Here is a 26,458-nt window from a genome sequence, read left to right on the forward strand (position 1 = left end):
AATATTTAAATAAATTACCGTAAGCATGGCTTAAAAAATATTTATCGCAGCTACTTTCAGTTGTATGGCTGTTCGTGGAAAATGTGCAGGTAATAACAAAAAACTCTCTGTCGGGTTAATAAAAAAAACACCTTCACCGACAGAAAAAATCCTGTTTATTGTACGCAGTTCATTGTGGGGTTATTTATGAAGCGTAACACTCCTGTTACACAGAGAGAGTATTTGCTTAACGAAGGTACGACACTGCTTTCGACAACGAATACGCATAGCCATATAACTTATGCAAACACAGCATTTATAGACGCCAGCGGATTTACTGAGGACCAACTTGTCGGTGAACCTCACAATCTTATTCGTCACCCGGATATGCCCCCCGCCGCGTTTGGCGATCTGTGGTTTACCATTCAGCAAGGCGATAGCTGGACCGGCATGGTGAAAAACCGCCGTCAGAATGGCGACCATTATTGGGTTCGTGCAAACGTCACTCCTGTTTATCAACAAGGGCAACTTACTGGTTATATTTCAGTGCGTAATATTCCAGCGCGCGAGGAAATTACCGCCAGTGAAAAACTTTACCAGTTAGTCAATGATAATAAATTAGGCGGACATCGTTTTTATAAAGGCCTGGTAGTACGACGTGGCCTGCTCTCTTTTTTATCCATTTTCCAGCGCATGAGTGTAACGCGGCGGGCTAACTTTGGCCTTTTTATCGCTGCCGCATTATTCGTGGCGATGCAATTTGCCCCCTTTAATCTGGTGGAAAAAGTCGGTACGACAATCGGAATAATGGCCCTGTTGTCGGTTTATTTACAGGCGCAAATTTGTCGTCCGTTGAAAGTTATCCTCTCCCAGATGCAAAAAGTGGTCTCCGGGCGTAAAGCCGATTATCGCCATTTTAATCGCGTGGATGAAATTGGTTTACTGATGCGCCTGGTCAATCAGTCAGGCCTTAACCTCAATTCACTGGTCGGTGATGTCTCCGCGCAGATCAATGGCATTCGTGACATTAGCCTGCGCATTAGCGAAGAAGGCGAGTCCCTGCAAAAACGCACAGAAGAAACCTCTGCGGACCTGCACCAGACTGCCGCCGCCGTTGAGGAGATTGCCAGCGCGGTAAGGCAGACCGCTGAAACCGCCGCTGAGGCGATGACCCGCGCAGATGAAACCAGCGTCAGTGCGACAAACAGCGGCGCCATCATGAAGAAAACAATCTCGATGATGCAGGCCGTTTCCCAGGATAACAGCAAAATCGTCGATATCATCGGCGTGATTGACAGCATCGCCTTCCAGACGAATATTCTGGCGCTGAACGCCGCGGTAGAAGCGGCGCGAGCAGGCGAATCAGGGCGTGGTTTTGCGGTTGTTGCGGCGGAAGTTCGCAACCTGGCACAGCACTCAGCCTCGGCAGCGCGGGAGATTCAGGCACTTATCGAACAGAACGTGGCGAATGTCAAAAACGGCGTTGAGATGGTGGAAAACACCGAAACCCACCTGACGGCGATGATTGATAACGTCATGACGATGTCGACGATGATCAAAGAGATTGGCACCGCAACGCATGAACAGACGCAGGCCCTGGAGCTTATCAATAAATCCGTTTCCCGCGTCGGGGTGATGACGCACAACAACACCAGTATGGTGGAAAACGTGACCAGTGCGGCAGAAAATCTCTCTGAGCGCGCAGCGCGTCTGCATCGCGCCGTGCATGTGTTCGGGAGTAGCGAAGGCTAATTATTTCATGACCATGCTATAGTCAGTGTCTCACTATGCTGACGCGCAAGGTTACCCATGTTCGCTTTGGTCAGAAGGTTGTGTTTGGTTATTGCCGCCGTCACGGCGACATCTGCCGGGGCCAGTTTGCAACCCCCGGCAGGTTACCAGCAACCGCCGCAACACCATGCGGCTTCCCGTTTTACCTGCCCTTCCTTTCCGGCCCCCTTTACCGGGGCATTAGATTTCACCAGTAAATATGAGGGGTCGGACAGCGCCCGCGCCACGCTGAATCCACAAGCCGACCATGCATTCCATGAGCAGACAAAGGCGATCACTGAACTGGAAAAAGTGGTCAGCCAGGTCGTGACGGGATTCGCCCGCGATGGCAACCCGGCGCGGGCAGATTGCGTGGTCAATGGCCTGGATGCCTGGGCACGTGCCGGCGCATTAACCGCTGTTGCCAAAAACCACACCGGGAAATCGATGCGAAAGTGGGCACTGGCAACGCTCTCTTCGTCCTGGCTGCAGTTGAAATTCTCCCCTACGCATCCGTTAGACCGACAGCAGCAAAAAGCAGCCGACGTTGAACACTGGCTCAGTCATCTGGCCGATTTGACAGTGGCGGAGTGGCGTGACCTGCCATTAAAACGCGTTAACAACCACAGCTACTGGGCGGCCTGGGCGATTATGGCGACGGCGATTGTCACCGACCGACGCGATCTCTTTGACCAGTCGCTGGCGATGTACCGCACCGCCGCAAACCAGGTGGATAGCGAGGGTTTCTTACCCAATGAACTGCGCCGCAAGCAGCGCGCTTTTTCCTATCACAACTATGCCATTCAGCCGCTGGTGATGATTGCCCTGTTCGCGCGCAGTAATGGTGTTGAGGTGACGGCGGAAAATGATAACGCGTTGCAGCGACTGGCCCGGCGCATTTTGTCCGGGTTCGACAATCCGGATGTGTTCACCCGTAAGACCGGTATCCCCCAGGACAGCGCTTTTACTCAGCAGGCCTCCAGCATTGCCTGGCTTGAGGGCTGGTGTGCGCTGCAAACCTGCGATGCCCGGACAAATCAGCGAATTTCCGCCCTGCGCCCGCTGCACAGTACCCGGCTGGGCGGCGATCTGAGCTGGCTTTTTGCCGCCCATTAACCGCAGCCGGACTGTTCCGAAAGCGGGCATCGGTCATTGCACTCGCTGGCGGATTAGGGGACCATCACTTTTGCGGCTACCCTGTAGTCGCACTGGATCAGGTTATATTTCGCCCGGTCATCGCGCCGGGCTTGTCCTTGAAACATCAACTGGATTAAGGAGTAAGCATGAAATCGAACCGTCAGGCACGTCATATTATGGGGCTGGATTACAAAGTCTCTAATATCAGGAAAGTGGTAAATAAGGACGATCAGGAAGTGACCGTGACGCACCGTTCTGGTCGTCATCGTCGCGTTGAATAACGTACATTTCCCCTTTCATGCCGCCCCGCCCGGGGTGGCATTACACCTCGTAAAATTCATCTCCCAAATCGCGTGAACAAGAAGTATTTACCATATGTATGCTTTATACTGGCGCGCGCCGCTGTACCCGCGCGAACAGGCATTCGCGCCGGAATCGTCGACTTAGGAGCTGTAAAATGCATACGAAGCATAATAAAAACCGATCGCTGTATATTCCCTATGCCGGGCCTGTATTACTTGAGTTCCCGCTACTCAATAAAGGCAGCGCATTTAGTGTAGAAGAGAGAAGCCACTTCAACCTGCTGGGGCTGTTGCCAGCCGTGGTGGAAACCATTGAAGAACAGGCTGAACGCGCCTGGTTACAGTACCAGGGCTTTAAGACGGATATCGACAAGCACATCTACCTGCGAAATATCCAGGACACTAACGAAACTCTCTTTTATCGTCTGGTCGAGAACCATCTCGATGAGATGATGCCGGTCATTTATACCCCGACCGTAGGCTGGGCGTGTGAACGTTTCTCGGAAATCTACCGTCGCGCGCGCGGTGTGTTCATCTCATTGCAAGACCGCGGCAGTATGGATGACATACTGCAAAATGTGCCGAACCATAACATCAAAGTGATTGTGGTCACTGACGGTGAACGTATTCTCGGTCTGGGTGACCAGGGTATCGGCGGTATGGGCATTCCTATTGGTAAACTCTCCCTTTATACCTCGTGTGGTGGTATCAGTCCGGCCTACACCCTGCCCGTGGTCCTGGATGTCGGTACCAACAATCAACAGTTGCTTAACGACCCGCTATATATGGGCTCGCGCCATCCGCGCATTACCGGCGATGAGTACACCGCGTTTGTTGATGAATTTATCCAGGCGGTGAAACAACGCTGGCCGAATGTGCTGCTGCAATTCGAAGATTTTGCCCAGAAAAACGCGATGCCATTGCTTAATCGCTACCGCAATGAAATCTGCTGCTTCAATGATGATATTCAGGGAACCGCCGCCGTGACGGTCGGTACGCTGATCGCAGCCAGCCGCGCGGCGGGTAGCCAGCTCAGCAACCAGAAGATTGTCTTCCTCGGCGCGGGCTCTGCCGGGTGCGGTATTGCCGAGCAGATTATTGCTCAGACCCAGCGTGAAGGGTTAAGTGAAGCCGATGCCCGTCAGAAAGTCTACATGGTGGACCGTTTTGGCCTGCTCACCGACCAGATGCCGAACCTGCTGCCGTTCCAGAACAAGCTGGTACAAAAGCGCGAAAATCTGCAGAACTGGGATGCGCAGACCGATGCGCTGTCGCTGCTCGACGTAGTGCGTAACGTTAAGCCGGATATTCTGATTGGCGTTTCCGGCCAGCCGGGGCTGTTTACGGAAGAGATCATCCGTGAAATGCACAAGCATTGCCCGCGTCCGATCGTCATGCCGTTGTCAAACCCGACCTCGCGCGTTGAGGCGACACCGCAGGACATTATCAGTTGGACGAACGGTATGGCGCTGGTCGCCACAGGTAGCCCATTCACGCCGGTAACCTGGAACGAGAAAACCTGGCCTATTGCACAGTGCAACAACTCCTATATCTTCCCGGGTATTGGTCTGGGTGTGATTGCCTCCGGCGCATCGCGCATTACCGACGATATGCTGATGTCCGCCAGTGAGACACTGGCGAAATACTCTCCGCTGGTCATTAACGGTGAAGGATTGGTCTTACCGGAGCTGAAAGATATCCATATCGTTTCCCGCGCAATTGCCTTCGCGGTGGCAAAAGTCGCCCAACAAGAAGGTGTTGCTGTGAAAACGTCCGAAGAGGCGCTGTTGCAGGCGATTGACGATAACTTCTGGTTGCCGGAATATCGCAACTATCGTCGTACCTCTATCTAATGACTCACCCGGCAGCGCCATGTTGCCGGGTTTCTTTCCTTTTATCCGCCGCTATTTTTGTTTTTTCCGGTCAGGCCTCTTCACTACGACCTGTTCACAAGAATGCTCTGAGTCATGACGGGAAATGCGTTTCTTCGGCCGTCACGATGCCTTCGAAAGCGCTTAATTCCATCAATCGGCTATGGATCCAGTAACGGGAAAATTCAGCGCCCAGCGCCGCCTTGAGGTAGTCGCATTGGGCGAAGAGAGTGAGGGCGTCCTGTTGAAAAAGCGGTAGCACTGGCGCGTTATCGAGAATATCCGGCAGTTCGGTATCGTTAACCTGTTCCAGACCATACAGCATACCGGTCAGGATTGTCGCCATAACCAGATAGGGATTAGCATCGGCGCCGGCCAGTCGATAGTAATCATTGTGCATGATGACTGGGCTCCTGAGCGCAGGTTTACCGGCATAAAAAAACTGTAAATGCCCATGACGCCGATGCTGGCATCCTCGGTAAAACCTCGCTACACTGCTGCTACCCATTAACCGGATAAATAAAAGGAGGATAATTATGTCGTACTGTGAACGTTTTCTCGTTTCACATGCCTTTGGTGATCGCACCAGCTCAAGCGTTATCGGTATCGTGCTGCGATAACTTCGGCTTGAGCGAAGCTAACTAACACCCTTCCTCGGGCTTACCGGGTTATCGTCAGCGATGTTTGACGAGGCATGCCTATGCCTGTAACTCTTGAGTAAGCAATGAGCACATTACTGTCTGCACAATCATTACGTGTTGAAACGGCATTTGGTCCGTTATTTTCTGATATCTCCTTTACCCTGAAACAAGGCGACCGGCTTGGTCTCATTGGCGACAACGGCTGCGGCAAAAGTACGCTATTGAAAGTTCTTGATGGCACCCTTTTGCCTTCTGCGGGCAGCGTTTCAGTGGCGAATCACTGCCTGATGGCGCGCGTTGAGCAACATCTGCCCGACACGCTGCTGGATCTCACCCTGCTTGACGCTGTTCTGGCCCGACTTGCGCCGGGCGAACGTGACGTTCAGCGCTGGCGTGCGCAAGCGCTGTTAGCCGGAATGGGACTCAGTGAACATGAGATAGCCCTACCTGCGGCAACCCTCAGTGGCGGGCAACATACCCGGCTATTGTTGGCCCGCGCGTTAATCACCGATCCTGATTTATTGCTCTTGGATGAGCCCAGTAACCATCTCGATCTGCCAACCATGCTCTGGCTGGAGCGATTCCTGCAGCGCTGGTCTGGTAGCTTTGTGCTGGTTTCTCACGACCGGGCGCTACTGGATGCCGTGACCAATGGCACCTGGATCCTTCGCGATAACCGGCTGCATTACTTCGCTCTTCCCTGCTCTGCCGCGCGTCAGGCGCTGCAGGAGCGGGATGCCAGCGATGCATTGCGCCACAAAGCAGAGCAAAAAGAGATCGACCGGGTTACCAGCAGCGCCAAACGGCTGGCGACCTGGGGGCGTGTTTACGACAATGAAGATCTGTCGCGCAAAGCAAAGCAAATGGAAAAGCAGGTAGAACGCCTCAAAGAGAGCCAGACGCAACTGACGGCAGGAAGTCTGTGGCGTTTAACACTCCAGGGCGAACCGCTGGTTGCCGACCGTTTGCTGGAGATGGAACATCTTCCCGTCAGCGCCGCGCCGGGTTTACCACCGCTCTTTTCCGTGCCGCTGGCGCGGGTGAAAACCGGCGACCGGATTGCCATTATCGGGCAAAACGGCTGTGGGAAGTCCTCCCTGCTTCGGCTTATCTGGCGTCAACTGACCAGTGATATCGCGGCTCCTGGGATGGCGGTTCATCCACGTCTGCATGCCGGGTACTATGATCAGACGCTGGAGCAACTGCCCGATGACGCGACGCTTCTGGACGCGCTGGAGCCGTTCGCGCCGTCGGCGGAATTGCGCAAAATGACGTTAATCAGCGCCGGGTTTGCCTGGGCTCGTCACGGACAAAAAGTGGCAACGCTCAGCGGCGGCGAGCGCTCCCGGCTGCTATTTGTTGGCCTGTCGCTGGCACGCTACAACCTGCTGATGCTCGATGAACCGACTAACCATCTGGATATGAGCGGTAAAGAGGCACTGATGCAAACGCTGCAACAGTTCTCGGGCGGTGTACTGCTGGTCAGCCACGATCGTGAGCTGATTGGTCAGAGTTGTAACCGTTTCTGGCTGGTTGAACAGGGGCAGTTTAGCGAATGGCACGACGTCGAGGTGGTCTACGAACGTCTGCGCCAGCAACAACAGGGAGATGAGACGCCGGTGACAGCAAAAGCGGCATCAACGGAGTTGGTTGATGAAAGCGATGCGTTACTGGAGCAGTTAATTGCGCTGGAAACCCGCCTTGAGCAGGATCTGGCGCGTAAACCGGCGCATCAAAAACCGTTGCTACAGGCGCAGTGGCGAGAGGAGATAGCCAGAATCAACCGGTTACTGATGTAAGACACCTACTTAAACAGGCGCTTTTGCGCCTGTTTTTTCTCATGGCGAGAGAGGCGTTATCTGTTGTAAAAAGCAATGTAAGCGCTAAAAATGGCCCCGCATAACCGCATATTTTTTTGCATGCCGTTATACGTGCGCTGTCTTATTGATATTTTTCCGCATACCGACTGAGGTGAAACAGATATGGATATTTCGACCCGTGGCCTGGATGTGTTGTTTATTGCAGGTTTTGGCCCAGTCCCACGCAACGTGGGCGACAGTAAAGCACTTTACCAGGAGACGTTAGGTCTTCCCATTAAGCCCATGGAGGGCAATGAAGATTACCTGTTAGCCGAACATGGCGCGCTGGACGGCGCAAAACATTTTGCACTCTGGCCGTTGCATCAGGCGGCACAGTCCTGCTTTGGCACAGAAGTATGGCCTGCCGATATTCCCGCGCCGCAAAGCTGGATTGAGTTCGAAGTCGCCGATCTTGACAGCGCAACCCGTGTGCTGCGCGAGGAAGGCTACGCCCTGCTCGTGGATAACCGCCTTGAGCCCTGGGGACAAAGCATCACCCGCTTTCTCAGCCCGGAAGGCATTCTGGTGGGCTTAAGCATTACGCCGTGGCTGCGCGATTAATTGTGATGTGACGAAAAACGCTCCCTTGAGAGCGTTTTTTTCAGGCCAGTGCGCTAACGTCAGCCCGAACCCGCTTCGCCTTTACGCGCCCGTACATAAGCAGCGCTGACATGGCCGAGAACGAAAGGATTGCGGCGGGCAAGGTGACGTAATCCCAACTCAGACCGAGCGTGATCATCAGGCCGCCAAAATAAGCGCCGATGGCACTGCCGAGGTTAAAGGCAATTTGCCCTCCTGCCGCCCCCAGTAATTCACCACCTTTGGCATTCTGTAACAGCAGAATTTGTAGCGGTGCCGCCAGAGCGAACAGACCCGCGCAGCAGATAAACCCCATCGTTAAAGAGGCGACTTTGTTTTCGCCGAAAGCAAACAGCAGCAGCAAAGACAGGACTATCACCAGATCGGTGGTGGCTGCGATACGCAGCGGACTATATCGTCCCGACAATCTGCCGCTTAACAGATTACCCAAGACCATTCCCAGCCCCATCAGCATCATGATGACTGTCATGAACATTTCCGAAAAGCCGGAAACGTTCAGCATAAATGGCTTCACAAAGCTGAACCAGGCGAAGACGCCCGCGTTGCCAAACATGGTGGCGGCGAAGATAAACCACGGCTCTGGCTTTTTCAGAAAGCGAAACTGTTCGGTAAAACGGGTTTCGGATTTATCAAAAAGTTGGGGAACCCAGAGGAGAATGGAAACGAGCACCAGCAAATTAAATAGCGCAATCAGCATAAAGGTGTAGCGCCAGCTAAAGGCATGACCAAGCCAGGTTCCCAGCGGTACACCCGCAAGGTTAGCTACCGTCATCCCGGCGACCATACCCGCAACGGCCAGTGTCACTTTTCCCGGAGGAGCGATTTTAGACAGAATAATTGCCCCAACGCCGAAGAACGCGCCATGAGGGAACCCCGACACCAGCCTGCCGATGGCCAGCATGGTATATGACGATGAAAAGGTAAAAATTGTATTCCCCACCGCGCACATGGCGACCAGGAACAACAGAATGGTTTTCAAGGAAAAACGGCTGGAGAACACGGCGATAATCGGCGCGCCGATCACCACGCCAAAAGCATAAAAGGAGATCATATTGCCCGCCGACGGAATGGAGATCCCTACATCTTTCGCCAGTTCGGTCAGCACACCCATAATGCCAAATTCCGCCATGCCAAGGCCAAAAGTGCCCAGTGCTAACGAAAAAATCGTCTTTTTCATACCACAACCACATGTTAATAGAATGCAACAAGCATTATCGACCATTCGTTAAGTGTGAACCAGTTCAAACTCTCCTGCTGGCATATTCATCCATACATTCAGCTCAGGCTGTGAATGTTTTCATACCCTGTGCGATATATCGGAACCCCCTGAAATACAATGACACGAGTAATTTTCGCGCGCACCTGAACCGACCATTACACTTCTTAGGCGTCTCGTTATTTATTTGAAAGAGGAAGAGAGTCATGGGAAAGAAGAAAAACATCAGCACCATCGCTGACGCACCTCCTGCGGCGCCGCTTAAAAACAAGGAATATGAGAAAGAGTTACGCCGGCTTCACGTTGAACTGGTAAAACTTCAGCGCTGGGTTGTCAGCAAAGGGCTCAAAGTCTGCATCGTCTTTGAGGGGCGTGATGGCGCGGGCAAAGGCGGCACCATCAAAGCCATTACTGAACGCGTCAGTCCACGTATCTTCCGCGTTGTCGCCCTGCCCGCCCCCACTGAGCGCGAAAAAAGCCAGCTTTATCTGCAGCGTTACGTTCCCTATCTGCCGGCGGCAGGTGAAATTGTTATCTTTGACCGTAGCTGGTACAACCGCGCCGGGGTTGAACGCGTGATGGGTTTTTGCACAATGGAACAAGTAGATAAATTTCTGGAAAGCATCCCAATGATGGAGCGCGCTATGGTTGAGTCCGGCATTATCTTGTTGAAATACTGGCTTGAGGTGACGCCGGAAGAGCAAGAACGCCGTCTGCGCGACCGCGTGAACGATGGCCGCAAGACCTGGAAGCTATCCCCCATGGATATCAAATCCTTCGACCGCTGGGATGATTACACTGTTGCGCGAGACGCGATGTTCGAAGCCTCCGATACCTCATGGGCACCGTGGTTTGTCGCCCGCTCCGAAGACAAAAAACGTGTACGGCTGAATATCATTACCCACCTGCTAACGCAGATCCCTTATGAGGATATTCCGGACGATCCTGTGGAGTTCCCGAAACGCAAAATAGGTAAAGTTAAACCCACCCATTATCCTTTCCGTATTATTCCCGAACCGTTCTGAATAAGTGTCTTCCTGCATCGGTTACCGCTGCCGATGCAGTTGCCTTTATTTCACGTGTTTCTTTTTTTCTGGAATTGTTCTCGCAGAAAGGGAATTACCAGGGGGTTCAGTATTGTTTTTTGTGCGGGGGGATTGATAATGTTTACATAAACACAAGGGAGATGAACTGATGAAAAATTATTCCGTACATAGTGAGGCGCCTCGTTCACATGCCAGAAGCAACGCGCCACAGGCGAAACCAAAAGGAAAGCCTAATGGTACGAAGCTATCTGAAAATGAAAAGGAATTTATTCGAGCGATGAATGAGTTTGTTGCAGAACATGGAACTATTACGGATGACGAATATTTTAGGGTGCTTTAATGCTGAGACAATTTAATGTATATCGAAATCCTTCTTCGCAAACCAATAAAGTATTGCCATATTATATGATTGTTCAGGACGATTGTTATGATGATTTTTCTACCCGAGTCATCATTCCTCTTATGCGAAACCCAAAGCTGCCTTTATGGCATCTCAATGTCGCACCCAAAATTAATGTCGAGTTTGAATCGCTAACGCTTTATTCACCGATGCTGACAAATCTGGAAACGTCGCGGATTCATCATAAAGATTTTATTTGTAACCTCAGGTCGGCCAGGCGAGACGTCGTCAATGCCATCGACGCGTTGATCACCAATGTCTGACCATCACCCTCCCCAGCCTGACGCCTGTGAACGCGCCAGGCCGGGTAAGCGGGTAAATACGCAGTTGGCATACCCGGCGAACGCTATCTGAGCCCGTGCATGTTCTCTTCTTTGGCTTCCTGTCTTTCGACCTCACGGTACCAACGCGGATGATGTTTGCGTGCCCAGCGGCGGCTCACTTTCCCTTCGATCATCCCTTTAATTGAGCCTTTCACCCAGAACGCCATATACATATGAATCAGGATGGCGTGAAGAAGGATAATGGCAGAGGTTGCGTGAATCAGCAGGCTATAGCGGATCACCTGAATCGGAAAATATGGGGCAAACCAGGGGCGCCAGATGATGATACCGGATACAAGTAAGATAAAAATCATACTCATGATGGTCCAGAACATCATCTTTTGCCCGGCGTTATATTTGCCGACTTTCGCGACCTTGTGCTCGTTGCCTTTCAGTACCTCCACAATCCCTTTCAGCCAGGGAATATCCTGCCTGTCCGGGATGTTGTGATGCACAAAGCGCACAAACATCACCATCAGCAGCAGGAAGACCGCAACGCCAAAGAACGGGTGCAGGATGCGCCCCATCTGCGGTGTACCAAAGGTCTCCGTCAGCCATTGTAGCGTCGGAAAGAAAAACGAGATCCCCGACAGCGACACCAGGAAGAAGAGGATAACCATCGTCCAGTGACAGGCGCGATCAATAAACCGGGTGCGCACAATTATTTTCGAATCACTCATGATGCTCCTCGTCGTCATCGACTTCTTTATTCGGCCCAATGCCGATGTAGTGGTAAATCAACCCGGCAAACGAGGCGATAAAGCCGGCGGCAGCCAGCGGTTTCAGCGCCCCTTTCCACAGGCTGATGGTCGTGTCGATGGCCGGATCCTTCGGCAGGTTGTGGTACAACGCCGGTTGGTCATTATGGTGCAGCACATACATCACATGTGTGCCGCCAACGCCTTGCGGGTTGTAGACCCCCGCATTCGGATAGCCGCGTTTTTTGAGTTTCTCCACACGCGCCTGCGCGACGTCCAGCATCTCCTTTTTGGTACCAAAGTGAATGGCCCCGGTTGGGCAGGTTTTCACGCAGGCCGGCTCCTGGCCGACACTCACGCGATCCACACACAAGGTGCATTTATAGACCCGGTTATCCTCTTTATTGAGGCGCGGGACGTTAAAGGGGCACCCGGCGATGCAGTAGCCGCAGCCGATACAATTTTCCTGCTGGAAATCAACAATCCCATTGGCGTACTGGATGATGGCCCCGGCGGATGGGCAAGCTTTCAGACAACCCGGATCCTCACAGTGCATGCAGCCGTCTTTGCGAATCAGCCACTCCAGCTTGCCGTTCTGCTCGGTTTCGCTAAAGCGCATCACCGTCCAGGATTTGGCGCTCAGATCCGCCGGGTTGTCGTACACCCCGACGCAGTGCCCGACTTCATCGCGGATATCATTCCACTCAGAGCAGGCCACCTGGCAGGCTTTGCAGCCCACGCAGGAAGAGACATCAATCAGCTTGGCCACTTCATCTTTATAATCCCGCGCACGTGGCGCGGGGGTGATGGGATTTGTCGCGGAGCGCTTGAGAATGTCCTGTGTTTCCATTGCCATATCGTCGCTCCTTACGCTTTCTCGATGTTGACCAGAAACGCCTTGTACTCCGGCGTTTGCGAGTTCGCATCGCCGACGTTGGGTGTCAGGGTATTGGCGATGTAGCCTTTCTGCGCCACCCCTTCAAATCCCCAGTGCAGCGGAATGCCAATGGTTTCCACCTGCTGGCCGTCAACGTGCAGCGTGCGCAGACGACGCGTAACCACCGCCACTGCGCGAATAAAGCCACGCTTGCTGCTGACCTTCACGCGGTCGCCGTTGGCAATGCCTTTGGCTTTCGCCAGCCCTTCGCTTATCTCGACAAACTGTTCCGGCTGCGCGATAGCGTTCAGGCGCGCATGTTTGGTCCATGTGTGGAAATGCTCCGTCAGACGGTAAGTGGTGCCGACATACGGAAACCTGTCTTTCTTGCCAAGACGGGCGGCATCGTCTTCGTACAGACGGACGACCGGACTGGAGATCACGTTCGGGTGCAGCGGGTTCGTGCCGAGCGGCGTTTCCATCGGCTCGTAGTGTTCCGGGAACGGCCCTTCTGCCAGCTTATCAAGCGCAAACAGGCGTCCCAGCCCTTCCGGCTGCATGATGAACGGATTGGTCGCGCTGCCCGGCGGTGCGGTGTTGAAGTCCGGGATATCGTTACCCGCCCATTTACTGCCGTTCCACTGGATCAGCATGCGTTTCGGATCCCAGGGTTGACCGTTGATATCCGCCGAAGCGCGGTTGTAAAGCACGCGGCGGTTCATTGGCCACGCCCAGGACCAGCCCAGCGTATTGCCAAGCCCTGACGGGTCAGCGTTATCGCGGTTAGCCATCTGGTTGCCTTGCCCGGTCCAGCTACCGGTATAAATCCAGCAGGAAGACGCGGTGGTTCCGTCGTCTCGCAACAGCGCAAAACCGCTCAGTAACTCCCCTTTCTTCGCAATCAACGCCCCCGCCGGGTCGTAGAGATCCGCCAGCGCAATGCCGTTGTTCTCTTTTGCTATTTCCTCAGGCTCGGGGCTTTCAGGTTGCTTATACGCCCAGCGCATTTTGAGCAGCGGTTCAATACCTTTGCCGCCTTCGCTTCGATACATCTCGCGCAGGCGATGGTAAATCCCGGCCAGAATTTCACCGTCATTGCGCGCTTCACCCGGCGCATCCTGCCCCTTCCAGTGCCACTGTAGCCAGCGCCCGGAGTTGGCAATTGAACCCTCCTCTTCGGCAAAACAGGTCGATGGCAGACGGAAAACTTCGGTCTGGATGGCCATCGGATCCACATCATTCATTTCGCCGTGGTTCTGCCAGAAATTAGAGGTTTCCGTGACCAGCGGATCGATAACCACCATGTATTTCAGCTTGCTCAGGCTGCGCACCACTTTGTTTTTGTCCGGGAAAGACGCCACCGGGTTAAAGCCCTGGCAGAGGTAGCCTGTGACATTGCCTTTATCCATCATGTTGAAATACTTGATAACGTCATAGGCCTGGTCCCACTTCGGCAGCCAGTCAAAGCCCCAGTTGTTCTCCTTCTGCGCGGCATCGCCATAGAAAGATTTCATCAGACTGACGAAGAACTTCGGATAGTTACCCCAGTAGTTCACCTGATCGGGCAGCATGGCTTTCGGTGTATTTGCCGTGAGATAAGATTGCAGATCTGCCTGTTTTTCTGACGGCAGCGTCAGATAGCCCGGCAGACTGGTCGACAGCAACCCTAAGTCTGTTAAGCCCTGAATATTGGAGTGACCGCGCAGCGCGTTAACGCCGCCGCCAGCCATGCCCATATTGCCGAGCAGAAGTTGGATCATCGCCATAGTGCGGATGTTCTGCGCGCCCACGGTGTGCTGCGTCCAGCCCAGCGCATACAGGAAGGTGGTGGTCCGGTCTGCCGCGCTGGTGGAGGCCAGCACTTCGCAGACTTTCAGGAAGTCTTCTTTTGGCGTACCGCAGATATTTTCCACCACCTCCGGCGTATAGCGGGAAACGTGCGTTTTTAGCAGGTTCCACACGCAGCGCGGATGGGTCAGCGTTTCATCCCGTCTGGCATAGCCGTTTTCATCGAACTGATAGTGCCAGGAGGATTTATCGTACTGGCGTTTTTGCGCGTCATAGCCGCTGAACAAGCCGTCATCAAAGGCAAAATCGTCCCGCACCAGCAGGCTGGCGTTGGTGTAGTGCTTGACGTATTCGGCATTGATTTTGTTCTTTTCGATCAGGTACAGCAGTACGCCCGACAGGAAAGTGATGTCGGTACCGGAACGGATTGGCGCATAGATATCCGCCACCGACGCCGTACGCGTAAAGCGCGGGTCGACGACAATCAGCGTCGCATCGTTACTGTTTTTTGCTTCCATCGCCCAGCGGAATCCCACAGGATGTGCCTCAGCGGCGTTACCGCCCATCACCATCACGACGTTCGCGTTTTTGATATCAACCCAGTGGTTGGTCATCGCACCGCGACCAAATGTTGGAGCAAGACTTGCTACCGTTGGTCCGTGTCAGACGCGCGCCTGGTTGTCTACCGCCAGCATGCCGAGAGAGCGCACAAATTTTTGCGTCAGCATGCCGGTTTCATTGCTGGCTGCCGAGGCGCACAGCATCCCGGTGGAGAGCCAGCGATTGACCGTTACACCTTGCGCATTCTTCTCTACAAAGTTGGCGTCACGATCATCTTTCATCAGTCTGGCAATACGTTCGAAGGCGTCATGCCAGGAGATGCGCTGCCATTTGTCAGACCCCGGGGCGCGGTATTCCGGGTAGCGCAGACGGTTGTCACTGTGAACATAATCGAGCAGGCCCGCCCCTTTCGGGCACAGCGCGCCGCGGCTAACCGGATGATCCGGGTCACCTTCAATGTGGTAAATCGATTCACGGGCATTTTTCGCCCCATCACCCAGGCTATACATTAATAGCCCGCAACCTACGGAGCAGTATGTGCAGGTATTTCGAACCTCTTTCGCACGCAGGAGCTTATAATTTCGCGCCTGCGCCAGTGCCGCTTTGGGGGCAAATCCCAACGCAGCAACGGTTGTCCCGGCCATACCACCCGCGCAGATTTTAAAAAACTGCCTGCGGCTGACGTCCATTGTGTTCCTCGTTATATGAAGAGAGACCCTGAATAATTCGAGTTGCGCAAAGGCGGCAAGAGAACGGATTCCCTGATGCTTACGAAAAGCGAACGCAGCCAACACATCGGCAACTTGAAATATGACGGGTGTACTGGCGAGGAAAACTAACAGCTATATCCCTGCGTAATTTGCGGCAAATCAATATTGCAACGCAGCAACTTCTTAATAGTCTTTTCTGACGCATTTAATTACCCCTAAAGGGGTGATATTGCATCGTGATTTATTAGTAGGCATGCTAAGTAAAGTGCTATAAATTCCCTCTTTGCTGTTTTTTAAGGGAATAGAGTTACATGAATAAGAAGAGAGCCACGTTGACCGGGCTGTTAGCCATCGTGTTGTGGAGTACGATGGTGGGGCTGATTCGCGCAGTCAGCGAAGGCTTAGGTCCGGTCGGCGGTGCGGCGATGATTTATACCCTGAGCGGCATTTTACTTATTCTCACGGTCGGTTTTCCAGATATTCGCCGTTTCCCTCGCGGCTATTTACTGATGGGCAGCGTTTTATTTGTCAGCTATGAACTCTGCCTCGCCCTGTCACTGGGGTTTGCCGCAACACGCCAGCAGGCGATAGAAGTCGGCATGGTTAACTATTTATGGCCGAGCTTAACCATTCTATTTGCGATCCTGTTTAATGGACAAAAAGCTACTCTGTGGGTCATTCCGGGACTCATTCTGGCTGTCATAGGGGTGAGCTGGGTATTGGGCGGCGAACAGGGATTGAATCTTCACGATATTACACAAAATATTCTCTCAAGCCCGTTAAGTTATTCTCTTGCTTTTGCCGGTGCATTTATCTGGGCAGCTTACTGTACCGTCACCAGTAAATATGCCAAAGGGTCAAATGGCATTACGCTCTTTATTTTGCTGACGGCGGCAACCTTATGGATAAAATTTGCCCTGACCGATCAACCCGCCATGCATTTTACACTTCCTGTGGTGATCAAACTGGCAATGACCGCCGTCGCGCTGGGCTTCGGCTACGCGGCCTGGAATACCGGCATTTTACACGGCCACGTTGCCGTACTCGCTGCCGCGTCGTACTTCACACCGGTACTCTCCTCGGCGCTGGCAGCCGCCGTGTTGAGCGCCCCGCTCTCCTTTTCCTTCTGGCAGGGCGCGTTTATGGTGTGCGGCGGATCCCTGCTTTGTTGGTGGGCGACACGGCGTCAGTAGTGATCATTGCACCCCCTGTTCATTTGAACTAAAATTAATATCAAATGAACAGATGGAGCAGAAAAATGCAACTCTATACACCGGGCGTACGCGCGATCCCGCACGACCTGCTCAGCATCCTGGGGCTGCCCGCCACGGCGATTGCCGCTCATGACAGCATTAATGCCGGTCTGAGTGCAGGTGTGTTGCGTGATATCGCTGGCGCCGTCTCTCTTGATGAAATCACGCTGTGCCGAATGGCTGGCATTGATCGTAATACCTATAGCCGCAGGCTTAACAGCGCGGAAAAACGCTTTTCACCAGAACAGAGTGCGCGCGTCTACACGCTCGCACGAGTGATCAGCGCCGCTCGTGAGTTATTTGAAGGTGACAGCGAGCGTATGGCCACCTGGCTCAATAAACCCGCGAAAGGCCTTGGCGGTAAAAAACCCGCAGAGCTTCTCTCGACCCCTGCCGGTGCGGAAGCGGTACTGACATTGATTGGTCGCCTTGAGCACGGTGTGATCGGCTAATGGAAACTGTCACCTTCTGGCGTCTGGTCAAAGAACGCTATGCGCTGACCGCCTTCGACGGTTACGGCGCGCGAACCTTTGGCGGACGCTGGAATTCACCGGGGCATGAATGCGTCTACCTGGGTGAATCAAAAGCTCTCTGCGTGCTGGAAACACTGGTACATCTTGAGATTGAAGATATCGCCCAGGGCTACTGTTTCTTAACGCTCGATGTACCGCGTAATCTTATCGCGACGCTGGATTTGACCGCCCTGCCCGAAGACTGGAAAGCTGACCCGCCGCCTGTTTCCACGCAACACATCGGCGATGAGTGGCTGGCATCAAAGCAAAACGGGCTGGTACTGCGCGTCCCCAGTACCATCACCGGCGAATGGAACGCGCTGTTTAACCCCGAACACCCACAGGCGGCGAAAGTCCTCAAAAGCGTAAAGTCCGAACCCTTTATGCTGGATCCCCGTCTTAGCCGTCCTTGCTAGCCTGTCTGTCAACACCTTTAAGGCTCAGCCACACGCCGACCGCCAGCACCATCAGCATGATGCCGGCGGTACTTAATGCCACGCTATGCGACGAAACGAACGCGCTTCTGGCCGCATGCATAATCCCTTCCGCCTGGGGGGGTGAGACCTCTTTCGCCAACTGGAATGCCTCACCAATTGATGACGACGCCAGCGCTGCCTGCGTGTCATTTAACCCCGCGGGTAGCGTAATCGAAGACGAGAAGCTGCGGGTGAGAATCAGACCAAACAGCGCGATGCCAAGCCCTGCCCCCAGTTCATATGCCATGGTTTCAATAGCCCCTGCGGCGGCCGCTTTCTCTTTCGGGGCTGCAGCCATGATGGCCGCTGTAGAAGAAAGTAACGCACTGGCCGCGCTAAACCCCAGCAGCGCCATCAGGATCCAGGCCTGGGTTTGTTGGGTGGAAAAGTTCGTTACCGACAGTCCCAAAAAGCTAAAGGCACTCAGCGCCATGCCGCCGGATGCCACCTGGCGTAAGCCGAGGCGGGAGACCAGCATACCGGCTATCGGACCACTGAACCCGCTTGCGAGCATCACCGGCAGCATAAACAGTCCGGCGGCAAACGGCGTAAAGCCGTGAACAAACTGTAACTCCTGCGCCATCAGCAGCTCAAAACCGACCAGAGCAACCATGGCTGTCACGGCCATTAACACCCCGCTCAGAATGATGCGATGCGTGAACAGGCGCAGATCGATCATCGGGACAGGCGCCGCCAGTTGCCGACGCACAAATCCGGCCAGCAGTGTCGCTCCTACGAAGAACACCGCGACCACCCCCCAGGCGGCAACGCTACCTTTGAGCGCCGTTTTGGCGCTCCATACCAGCATGAGAATGGCCGCAATCAGCATCACCGCCTGGCTGAGATTGAGCGGTTGCTGACGCCGCCCCGGCTGGCGAGGCACATAACGCGCGGTCAACGCCATCACCACCATCACGATCGGCACATTGACCAGAAACACGGCGCCCCAGTTGAAATGAGCCAGCAACCAGCCGCCAATCAATGGGCCAAACGCGGCGCCGCCGGAGCCCACCGCGGCCCAGACGCCAAGCGCCATATTGCGATGTTCTGTTTTTGAAAATGTGTTGCGGATACCGGCAAGTGTCGCCGGAACAATCATCGCCGCGCCGATGGCGAGAATGGCGCGCGAGGCAATCAACTGCTCCGCGCTGGCAGACATGGCCGCCAGAAAGGAGGCCAGCCCAAAAAGACCGCTGCCCGTCAGCAACAGGCGTTTAAAACCGATGCGGTCTCCCAGTGCCCCCATGGGCAACACCATGCCCGCCATCACCAGAGAATAGATATCGATGATCCACAATAACTCATTACCGCTGGCTGCCAGCTCTGCACTCAATGTCGGTGATGCCACGTGCAAGACGGTGGCATCAATAGCGACCGGAATATAAACCAGCACGATAATGACCAATGTTAACCACTGACGAACCATAATTTCCTCATAACTTATGTTGGACACGCGTCCAGAATGGCGATCCTACGGAAAGTTGAACAACTGTCCAGCTTTTTGTTAGACTCCGTTTCCTTCACGTTTAGGGGGATATATGGGCTATTTGAGTCGGGATGAGCGCCGGGAATTGATCCTGCAGGCGGCGATACGCGTTGCCTTAAGCGACGGATTTGCCGGAATGACCGTGCGCAGGATAGCCAGCGAAGCCGGTGTCGCCACGGGCCAGGTACATCACCATTTCAGCTCGGGCGCAGAGCTAAAAGCGCAGGCGTTTGTGCGGGTGATGGGCGAACTGCTGGATGTGGATCTGTTACCCGAATCCGCAAGCTGGCGCGAACGGTTGCATGTCATGCTTGGCAGCAATGAAGATGGCTTCGATCCCTATATCCGTCTGTGGCGGGAAGCCCAACTGCTGGCAAGCAAAGAGCACGAGTTAAAAGGCGCTTATGTGCTGACGATGGAAATGTGGCATGAAAAGGTGGTCGATATTATTGATGCGGGCGTGAAAGCGGGTGAGTTTATCCGCCATGATTCGACGGAAAACATCGCCTGGCGCTTAATTGCCCTGGTCTGCGGGCTTGACGGCATCTCTATGCTTGGCATGCCAGATGTCGACGATGCGGCGTTTGATCGACACCTGGATGCCATGATTCATCGCGAGTTGTTTTACGCCCCTTCCCCGTGAAGATCGAAACGCGACATCACGGTGTCGAGCGCTTCAACGCTGAACCCATAATGCGGATCATCCGTACCCAGGCCGAATCGTTGCTGCATGATGTCATACAACGCCTGGGTATCCGGTAAGGTCCTCTCCTCCACCGCATGCCCGTTGCGCCAGTGGGTGAAGTGATAGTTAGTCAGCGTCAATTTCCCGCCGTCCGGCTGATGCAGGCACATTAGCAAATGGTGGCGAAAGTGCGATTGTGGCCAGTGCGCCGAGTGGAAATTCCCCATCACAAAATCGGCCTGATACTGCTGCCACATCTCAAATTGGTAAATAGACTGCCAGCGATCGTGGTGGCGAAACTGCAAAATCCAGTCCGGCCCGGCCTGTTGAAGGCGGTACAGACCATGCGGCGTCGCCTGCTCAATATCCGCCTTGAGGCGTACAGGCGCAGTGAGCGTGAGCCCGCCAAAGCCGACATCCGCAATCCACTGCTCATCCCCTAACGTCACCAGCACGACACGGTGCGTGCGCGGCGGCATCTGCGGCGGATTTGCCAGCACCACGCGCCCCAGCAGGCTGCGCACCTCAAAGCCGATTTCGCGCAATACGCGCTCAAACAGGCCATTTTGTTCAAAGCAGTAGCCGCCACGACGGGCAATCACCAGTTTATTAAAGATGGCCTCATCGCTCAGTTCGATTTCACGAGGCAGAACGACCTCAATATTTTCAAACGGAATGCTGCTGTTATGCTGCAGATGCAATGTACGCAATGTTTCCAGATTCACAGCGGGGACAGCGGTATAGCCAATACGGGCGAAATAGTCGTCCAAAAACGAGGTCATAAGAAGCTCCTGCAATAGATGTCCTTCTGTTATATCTCATTTTTTTCAGGGCACAGGGGATTTTGTGCCGTGGATTTATCGTTGTGTGCTCCGCTGCATAATCGCCAGCGCGGTCAGCATCAATGCGAGCCCGGTAATGAGCGTCAGCGTCGCCATCGCCATGCCTTGCCCAACCGATCCCTGTTCAAACTGCCGCCAGATAAAGACCGCCACCGTTTGCGTTCCTGCCGGGGCCAGCAGCAGCGATGTCACCAGCTCACGCGACGCGATAGCAAAAACCATCAGCATCGCCGCCAGCATGGCCGGAAAGACCAGTGGCAGAACAATAAAACGCAATGCCTGCAGGGGGCTGGCGCCATGAACACGGGCGGCTGGCTCCAGATTCCCGCCTAACTGACGCAGCGCACTCCCGACATAGCGCACCGGCCAGGGCAGCAACAGGCAACAGTACGAGAGCAGCAAAATAGCCCAGGTGTTGTACGGCGAGACGGGCCAGAACGTGCGGTTCCACAAGAGAATCAGCCCTACCCCGACCACAATACCCGGTAGCGCGGCGGGCATCAACGACAGGGCGTCTATAACACTGCGCCCTTTGATGCGCTGAACCACCACAAGCCAGGCGGCAAGCAGCCCGACAAAACCGGTGATCAAAGCCGACGCAAAAGCCAGTGACAAACTGGTCCCCAGGGCTGTTAAGGCATCGCCCTGCTGAGCAAACAGCGCGGCATAATGGGCAGTCGTGGCGTTTGCCAGTGATAAGCCGCCCGACAGGGTCGACATCACGCCGGTGATCGCCATGGACAGCCCCGGCACCAGCACTGCCAGAAAGCCGACAAATGCCATCGCCCCTACCACCGGCACGGTCGCGATACCCAGTTTCGCCCCCATATTTTCCGTGGGTTTACCCGTCACGCTGGTCACGTCCTTTCCACCGGTCAACTTGCCCTGTAACCACCAGGCGCTGAGCGCAATCACGATCAGAATCAGCGAAAGCATGGAGGCGCCCGGCAAGTCGATGGGCCAGTCGGCCAGTTTTTTTTCAATACCAACGGTCAGCATCACCACGCCGGAACGGGTGCCCAACGCGGCAGGTACGCCATACTCTTCAATCGCCAGGGTGAAGGCCAGCAGCATGCCTGCCGCCAGCGAAGGCGATAGCATAGGCAGCGTGACATGCCAAAAGGCACGCCAGGGCGTTGCGCCATGCACGCGGGCAACCAGCGCCAGACGCTGCCCGCTGGCAAGCAGGCTACGGGATACCGCGAAGTAAACGACCGGAAAAATATTGAGTGTCATGACCAGCACGATCCCGCTTTTGCTGAATAGCAATGCATTGAGATCGAACCCCAGTAACTGGGCAAGATAGCCATTGGTTTGCAAAACCAGCATCCAGGAGAGCGCCGCAATATAGGGCGGCGTCAGAAACGGGATCAGAAACAGAAGATCCCACATCCGTGGACAGGGTAAATCGAACAGTCCACGCGCCACCCCCAGCGGCAGGCCAATACAGGCGCTCAGCAGCGCAACGCCTGCGGCAATTTGCAGCGTTCCGGCAAACATTGCCGGGAGTTGAGGTTCAGAAAACAGCGGGCGTAACCCGGAAAACGCGCCCTGCAAGGAGCCAGCGCTAAACTGCGGGAAAACGGCCTGCAGAACAATAAACAGCAACGGCAACGCGACCAGAACCATCAGCACGGCCACGGTCACAAGCGAGATTAATCGTTGGTTCACGGCGAGTATCCAGAAGACGGGGTTGCCCCCGTCAGATGATGATTACTGAGCGAAAAGTGTGTTGAAGCGCTTGAGCACGGCGCCGCGCTCGCTGGTGCCGTCGTTTTTGGTCGGCAGAATTTTCAGCTCGTTAAAGAGAGGACGTTTGGCCTGCACATCGGTACGCGCTGGCATCAGCCAGGCATCGGCCACCAGTTTCTGTCCTTCCGGCGACAGCACATAGTCCACAAACGCTTTAGCGTCAGCTTCATGTTGGGTGGATTTGAGGATCATCATGGGACGTGGTGCAATCACGGTACCACTGGCCGGGAAGATGACTTTCAGTGATTCACCCTGCTCAATGTTGCCATAGGTAACATAGTCAACCGCGCCAAACACCGCTGCTTTTGCACCTTGCATCACCGGTGTGACCGCCTGGGCGTTCGGACCGCTAACCACCATGCCGTTTTTCTTGAGTTCATCAAACAGTGTCCAGGCGCCTTCGCCCATGCCGTTTTGCAGACCGATCAGCAGGTCCAGTGATGCGCCAGACAGGGCCGGATCCGGGGTAGTGACTTTGTCTTTAAACGCAGCCGCCGTCAGATCTTTCCACTCTTTCGGCTCTGGCGTACCGCTTTTGGTATTCCAGACGATACCCAGCGCGGAAACGCCCTGGGCGACATAATCCGTACTTTTGAGCATCTCAGGCACCTTTTCGGCGTTGGCGCTTTGGTAAGGCAGCAACCAGCCACGGTTATGCAGATCTTCTGCGGTGTCCCAGGAGGCGGAAATCAGAATGTCCGCCTGCGGGTTGGCCTGCTCAGCTTCAAGGCGCGCCATGACTTTGCCGGTTGTGGCCTGGAAGATATCCACTTTCACCCCGGTTTTTTTCTCAAATCCGCTGGCAAGGCCTTTCGCCAGCGAGCCCGGACCGGCGGTATAAACGGTGAGCGCATGAGCGCTGGACATCATAGCGGACGATAACACCATGGCTAAAGCAACTCCTTGTTTCAAAGATATTTTCATGCAATTTCCCCTGAGGTTGTTGTAATAGAACGAATGGCGTCTACACGACCGGCAGACAAATGAACAATACGGTCAGCGAGGATCTCGGCTTCACGGCGATCGTGGGTGACATAAACGGCGGTTATACCGAGCTGGCGAAGCAGAGAGGCCATCTCACGGCACAAAGATTCGCGCAGCTCACTGTCGAGATTGGAAAGGGGTTCATCAAACAACAACACGCGCGGCTCGGCGACAATGGCCCGTGCCAGCGCCACTCGCTGCTGCTGGCCACCCGAGAGCCCGGAGGGTTTGCGCTTAGCAAACTCGCTAAGGCCAACGCGCGCCAGCGCTTGCAGGACACGGTCTTCACGTTCACCGAGCGGGACATTACGCATCTTTAACGGGAAAGCGATATTCTCTTCCACCGTCATATGCGGCCACAGCGCATAGTCCTGAAAAACCATGCCAATATCACGGGACTCCGGCGGCAACGCCCATCCGGCCTTCGCCACCAGACGCGAACCGAAGGTAATGGTGCCGTCAGCAGGTTGTGTTAATCCGGCAAGTAAACGCAAGAGCGTACTTTTGCCGCAGCCTGAGGGGCCGAGCAATGCCACGATAGTGCCTGCGGGAATAAGGAGATCTAGCTGATTGAGAACGGTGTTGCTGCCAAAGGCATACGACACACCTTCCAGGCGGATTTCTGTGAACGCGTCCATTAGCGCTCTCCCACAATGAGAAAGCGTCTGATACCCGTGGTCTTCATCCAACGGGCCGCGTCCACCTGCACGAACGTCAGGGGAGCATACATATTGTTATCCTCTTTGGGATTTGATGCGGCTGACTATAGGCAGGAAATGTGACGTATAAATTACGGTAATGTTGCGTCTTGATTTATATAGAAGAATAGTAAACCCTTAGAAGATCTCTCCTGATTTTCCCTAATATAAAAAGGTGATTACGTGCGTATCGCAACGATCACAAATTTTGCATACATCGCAACCGTTGTTCTGACACTCTCTTCCGGCTTTGCGTTGTTCAGCGCATCCGGTGCGGACCGGGCCGAACGGGAAGCCGTCGCCCAGATTCGCCTTTTCGATACGCTGACCGATGATCTTGAACGAGAAGCTTATGCGTTGAGTGACCTTGCGCGTGAGGCAGTGGTGAAGCGGCAGCCGGAGAACATCAAGGCCTGGCGACAAATGCTGGAGACCGATGTCCAGTTCGAAAACCATCTGCTGGGTTTACATGATAACGGCGCAACGTCAGCAGAAATATTGATCCTCCGGGATGGCCTTAAAGTCTTTGATCAACTTGAAGATGAGCAGCGTGCTGCCATAGCCGCTGTGGAAGCGGGCAATATTAATGAAGGCATGAATATCATCTTTGGTCAGCAGTATGAAGACCAGCTTGCTCAGGCCGAATACCGTTTTGCCCATTTTCGCAGCCTGGCGGATCAACGCACTGCGAGCGTCATTGCCGAGGCGACGGCGCTATCGCAACGGCTACGCACGGTGTCTGAGGTGATGGTGGCGATAACCGCCCTGCTTTTCTTGTTTGTGCTTGGGTTTATTATCAAACACCGCATCTTGCGCCCGGTGGTCACGCTGAGCGACGTGGTGAACCGGCTGGCGACACAAGATTATGCGGTGGAAACACCGGTACTGGCGCAGGTAGATGAAATTGGCGATATGGCGCAGGCCATCCATATTTTTCGTGAGAACGGTCTGGCCCGACAGCGTCTGGAGCAAGAACGTGATGCCGAGTGGGCTTCGCGCACACTGCTGGCGAGGATGACGCAACGTCTACAGGGCTGTGATTCCCATGCGGGCATTGTCAGGGTCGTCGGCCGTTTCGCGCCGAAAATCATCCCCGACATGGGAGGGCGACTCTACATTCTGGATTCGCGGACAAACCGCATGAAATGCGCGGCCCGCTGGCTCCTGCCCCCCGGCGAGGATGCCCCCTTTACCCCCGATGCCTGTTGGGCATTAAAACGTGGACAACTGCACTGTCCGTCGCACGATTCGGTAGATATGCCCTGCGAACATCTTGTGGCGGAGGTGGCCGCACGGGCCATCTGTGTTCCGTTAATCGCGCAAAACAAGATTATTGGCCTGCTCACCTTCGATAATGAGCAGCAGAAAGAGCCGACCTACGCCTATCTGGAACTGATGGCAGAGACCATCGCGCTTGCGCTGGCAAACCAGATATTGCGCGATACCCTGACAGAAAAAGCGACCCATGATTCGCTGACCGGGTTGCGTAATCGCCATAATCTGGATGAGACCCTTCGCAGCCTGGTTGATCAGTCGATGGCAAACGGAACCTCGCTGAGTTGCCTGATGATCGATATCGACTACTTTAAAAAGCTTAATGATAGCCATGGACACGAAGCGGGTGACAAAGTGCTGCGCGACATTGCCCGGTTGTTACAGGATACGGTGGGCGATAACGGGATTGCCTTCCGCTACGGTGGCGAGGAGTTTCTGATTATTTTGCCGGATACCAGCGAGACCGATGCCAAAAAACTGGCTGAACGGTTACTGCAAAGCGTACTGGACCATCGCATATTTTATGAGTCGCATGATATCGGGCAGGTTTCAATCTCGATCGGTCTGGCTACCTGGCCGCAGCATGCGCGGGCGGCAAATCTGATCCGGGCGGCAGACCTTGCGCTTTATATGGCGAAAGAACAGGGGCGCGGCCAGATTGTGGTCGCCCGTAACGCCAACGCACCGCAGACGCACCTTTCCTCCTGATATGTCGGC

24 protein-coding genes are annotated in these 26,458 nt (G+C 54.4%); 14 read left to right on the forward strand and 10 right to left on the reverse strand.

Features of this window, described 5'->3' with window-relative positions; translation table 11 throughout:
- Positions 1 to 186 precede the first annotated feature (186 nt).
- The 4 genes from C5523_RS13510 (at position 187) to C5523_RS13525 (ending at position 5,041) form a co-directional block, all read left to right on the forward strand.
- Positions 187 to 1,731: a PAS domain-containing methyl-accepting chemotaxis protein gene (locus C5523_RS13510; protein ID WP_039079154.1), complete on the forward strand. Its 1,545-nt coding sequence runs from the start codon at positions 187 to 189 to the stop codon at positions 1,729 to 1,731.
- A gap of 84 nt (positions 1,732 to 1,815) precedes the next feature.
- On the forward strand, positions 1,816 to 2,865 hold the full coding sequence (locus tag C5523_RS13515; protein ID WP_223878791.1) for a mannuronate-specific alginate lyase: 1,050 nt from the start codon (positions 1,816 to 1,818) through the stop codon (positions 2,863 to 2,865).
- A 167-nt stretch (positions 2,866 to 3,032) separates the two neighbouring features.
- Entirely contained in the window at positions 3,033 to 3,167 is a 135-nt protein-coding gene (gene sra / locus C5523_RS13520) for a stationary-phase-induced ribosome-associated protein (protein WP_039079045.1), read from the forward strand.
- Positions 3,168 to 3,343: 176 nt separating this feature from the next.
- A complete protein-coding gene (locus C5523_RS13525) occupies positions 3,344 to 5,041 on the forward strand; it encodes an NAD-dependent malic enzyme (RefSeq protein ID WP_107223109.1) in 1,698 nt (565 codons plus the stop codon).
- A 112-nt stretch (positions 5,042 to 5,153) separates the two neighbouring features.
- Here C5523_RS13525 and C5523_RS13530 read toward each other — a convergent pair whose 3' ends face one another.
- Complete coding sequence (locus tag C5523_RS13530; RefSeq protein WP_223878792.1) at positions 5,154 to 5,459, reverse strand: glutamine synthetase; 306 nt, start codon at positions 5,457 to 5,459, stop codon at positions 5,154 to 5,156.
- A 324-nt stretch (positions 5,460 to 5,783) separates the two neighbouring features.
- Between C5523_RS13530 and C5523_RS13535 the strand changes: the two genes are divergently transcribed.
- Together C5523_RS13535 and C5523_RS13540 are read left to right on the forward strand one after the other, a co-directional pair.
- The gene (locus C5523_RS13535) at positions 5,784 to 7,499 is read left to right on the forward strand and encodes an ABC-F family ATP-binding cassette domain-containing protein (RefSeq protein ID WP_108701322.1); all 1,716 of its coding nucleotides are present in this window, start codon (positions 5,784 to 5,786) and stop codon (positions 7,497 to 7,499) included.
- A gap of 183 nt (positions 7,500 to 7,682) precedes the next feature.
- The gene (locus C5523_RS13540; RefSeq protein ID WP_108701323.1) at positions 7,683 to 8,120 is read left to right on the forward strand and encodes a VOC family protein; all 438 of its coding nucleotides are present in this window, start codon (positions 7,683 to 7,685) and stop codon (positions 8,118 to 8,120) included.
- A 40-nt stretch (positions 8,121 to 8,160) separates the two neighbouring features.
- On the opposite strand, the gene araJ is transcribed toward C5523_RS13540, so the two are convergent.
- On the reverse strand, positions 8,161 to 9,336 hold the full coding sequence (araJ, locus tag C5523_RS13545) for an MFS transporter AraJ (protein ID WP_039079049.1): 1,176 nt from the start codon (positions 9,334 to 9,336) through the stop codon (positions 8,161 to 8,163).
- 245 nt (positions 9,337 to 9,581) lie between these two features.
- Here araJ and ppk2 point away from each other — a divergent pair, with 245 nt between their 5' ends.
- The 3 genes from ppk2 (at position 9,582) to C5523_RS13560 (ending at position 11,084) form a co-directional block, all read left to right on the forward strand.
- Entirely contained in the window at positions 9,582 to 10,400 is an 819-nt protein-coding gene (gene ppk2, locus C5523_RS13550) for a polyphosphate kinase 2 (RefSeq protein ID WP_039079050.1), read from the forward strand.
- Between the two features lie 169 nt (positions 10,401 to 10,569).
- On the forward strand, positions 10,570 to 10,761 hold the full coding sequence (locus tag C5523_RS13555) for a hypothetical protein (RefSeq protein ID WP_108701324.1): 192 nt from the start codon (positions 10,570 to 10,572) through the stop codon (positions 10,759 to 10,761).
- Positions 10,761 to 11,084: a CcdB family protein gene (locus tag C5523_RS13560; protein WP_071194178.1), complete on the forward strand. Its 324-nt coding sequence runs from the start codon at positions 10,761 to 10,763 to the stop codon at positions 11,082 to 11,084. The genes C5523_RS13555 and C5523_RS13560 overlap by 1 nt, the downstream gene beginning before the upstream one ends.
- 83 nt (positions 11,085 to 11,167) lie before the next feature.
- On the opposite strand, the gene fdnI is transcribed toward C5523_RS13560, so the two are convergent.
- From fdnI to fdnG, 3 genes are read right to left on the reverse strand one after another with little or no spacing between them, the layout of a single operon-like run.
- A complete protein-coding gene (gene fdnI / locus C5523_RS13565; protein ID WP_108701325.1) occupies positions 11,168 to 11,824 on the reverse strand; it encodes a formate dehydrogenase-N subunit gamma in 657 nt (218 codons plus the stop codon).
- Positions 11,817 to 12,698, reverse strand: coding sequence for a formate dehydrogenase subunit beta (gene fdxH, locus C5523_RS13570; RefSeq protein WP_071194176.1), 882 nt, complete (start codon positions 12,696 to 12,698; stop codon positions 11,817 to 11,819). The genes fdnI and fdxH overlap by 8 nt, the downstream gene beginning before the upstream one ends.
- Positions 12,699 to 12,709: 11 nt before the next feature.
- A complete protein-coding gene (gene fdnG / locus C5523_RS13575) occupies positions 12,710 to 15,757 on the reverse strand; it encodes a formate dehydrogenase-N subunit alpha (protein ID WP_103245619.1) in 3,048 nt (1,015 codons plus the stop codon).
- A gap of 332 nt (positions 15,758 to 16,089) precedes the next feature.
- Between fdnG and yddG the strand changes: the two genes are divergently transcribed.
- From yddG to C5523_RS13590, 3 genes are all read left to right on the forward strand, one after another.
- Positions 16,090 to 16,971 carry an aromatic amino acid DMT transporter YddG gene (gene yddG, locus C5523_RS13580; RefSeq protein WP_079497452.1) on the forward strand — a complete coding sequence of 294 codons (882 nt, stop codon included), beginning with the start codon at positions 16,090 to 16,092 and terminating at the stop codon, positions 16,969 to 16,971.
- A 65-nt stretch (positions 16,972 to 17,036) separates the two neighbouring features.
- Positions 17,037 to 17,483: an antitoxin Xre/MbcA/ParS toxin-binding domain-containing protein gene (locus tag C5523_RS13585; RefSeq protein WP_071194172.1), complete on the forward strand. Its 447-nt coding sequence runs from the start codon at positions 17,037 to 17,039 to the stop codon at positions 17,481 to 17,483.
- Positions 17,483 to 17,959 carry an RES family NAD+ phosphorylase gene (locus C5523_RS13590; RefSeq protein ID WP_039079059.1) on the forward strand — a complete coding sequence of 159 codons (477 nt, stop codon included), beginning with the start codon at positions 17,483 to 17,485 and terminating at the stop codon, positions 17,957 to 17,959. The genes C5523_RS13585 and C5523_RS13590 overlap by 1 nt, the downstream gene beginning before the upstream one ends.
- Here C5523_RS13590 and C5523_RS13595 read toward each other — a convergent pair.
- Entirely contained in the window at positions 17,943 to 19,445 is a 1,503-nt protein-coding gene (locus tag C5523_RS13595; RefSeq protein ID WP_108701326.1) for an MFS transporter, read from the reverse strand. The two genes, C5523_RS13590 and C5523_RS13595, sit on opposite strands and share 17 nt — an antisense overlap.
- Positions 19,446 to 19,557: 112 nt before the next feature.
- On the opposite strand from C5523_RS13595, the gene C5523_RS13600 reads away from it, so the two are divergent.
- The gene (locus C5523_RS13600) at positions 19,558 to 20,148 is read left to right on the forward strand and encodes a TetR family transcriptional regulator (RefSeq protein ID WP_108701327.1); all 591 of its coding nucleotides are present in this window, start codon (positions 19,558 to 19,560) and stop codon (positions 20,146 to 20,148) included.
- Here C5523_RS13600 and C5523_RS13605 read toward each other — a convergent pair.
- The 4 genes from C5523_RS13605 to C5523_RS13620 form a co-directional block, all read right to left on the reverse strand.
- Positions 20,130 to 20,972 (reverse strand): arylamine N-acetyltransferase, encoded by an 843-nt coding sequence (locus C5523_RS13605; protein WP_108701328.1) that lies wholly within the window; start codon positions 20,970 to 20,972, stop codon positions 20,130 to 20,132. The two genes, C5523_RS13600 and C5523_RS13605, sit on opposite strands and share 19 nt — an antisense overlap.
- A 75-nt stretch (positions 20,973 to 21,047) precedes the next feature.
- A complete protein-coding gene (locus tag C5523_RS13610; protein ID WP_108701329.1) occupies positions 21,048 to 22,703 on the reverse strand; it encodes an iron ABC transporter permease in 1,656 nt (551 codons plus the stop codon).
- Positions 22,704 to 22,745: 42 nt separating this feature from the next.
- Positions 22,746 to 23,708: an ABC transporter substrate-binding protein gene (locus C5523_RS13615; RefSeq protein WP_079497456.1), complete on the reverse strand. Its 963-nt coding sequence runs from the start codon at positions 23,706 to 23,708 to the stop codon at positions 22,746 to 22,748.
- Positions 23,705 to 24,406, reverse strand: a complete 702-nt coding sequence (locus tag C5523_RS13620; protein ID WP_108701330.1) for an ABC transporter ATP-binding protein — start codon at positions 24,404 to 24,406, stop codon at positions 23,705 to 23,707. The genes C5523_RS13615 and C5523_RS13620 overlap by 4 nt, the downstream gene beginning before the upstream one ends.
- A gap of 243 nt (positions 24,407 to 24,649) precedes the next feature.
- On the opposite strand from C5523_RS13620, the gene C5523_RS13625 reads away from it, so the two are divergent.
- Positions 24,650 to 26,449 carry a diguanylate cyclase gene (locus tag C5523_RS13625; RefSeq protein ID WP_108701331.1) on the forward strand — a complete coding sequence of 600 codons (1,800 nt, stop codon included), beginning with the start codon at positions 24,650 to 24,652 and terminating at the stop codon, positions 26,447 to 26,449.
- Positions 26,450 to 26,458: the final 9 nt, after the last annotated feature.

Source organism: Phytobacter sp. SCO41, from assembly GCF_003073275.1.
GTDB lineage: Bacteria > Pseudomonadota > Gammaproteobacteria > Enterobacterales > Enterobacteriaceae > Phytobacter > Phytobacter diazotrophicus.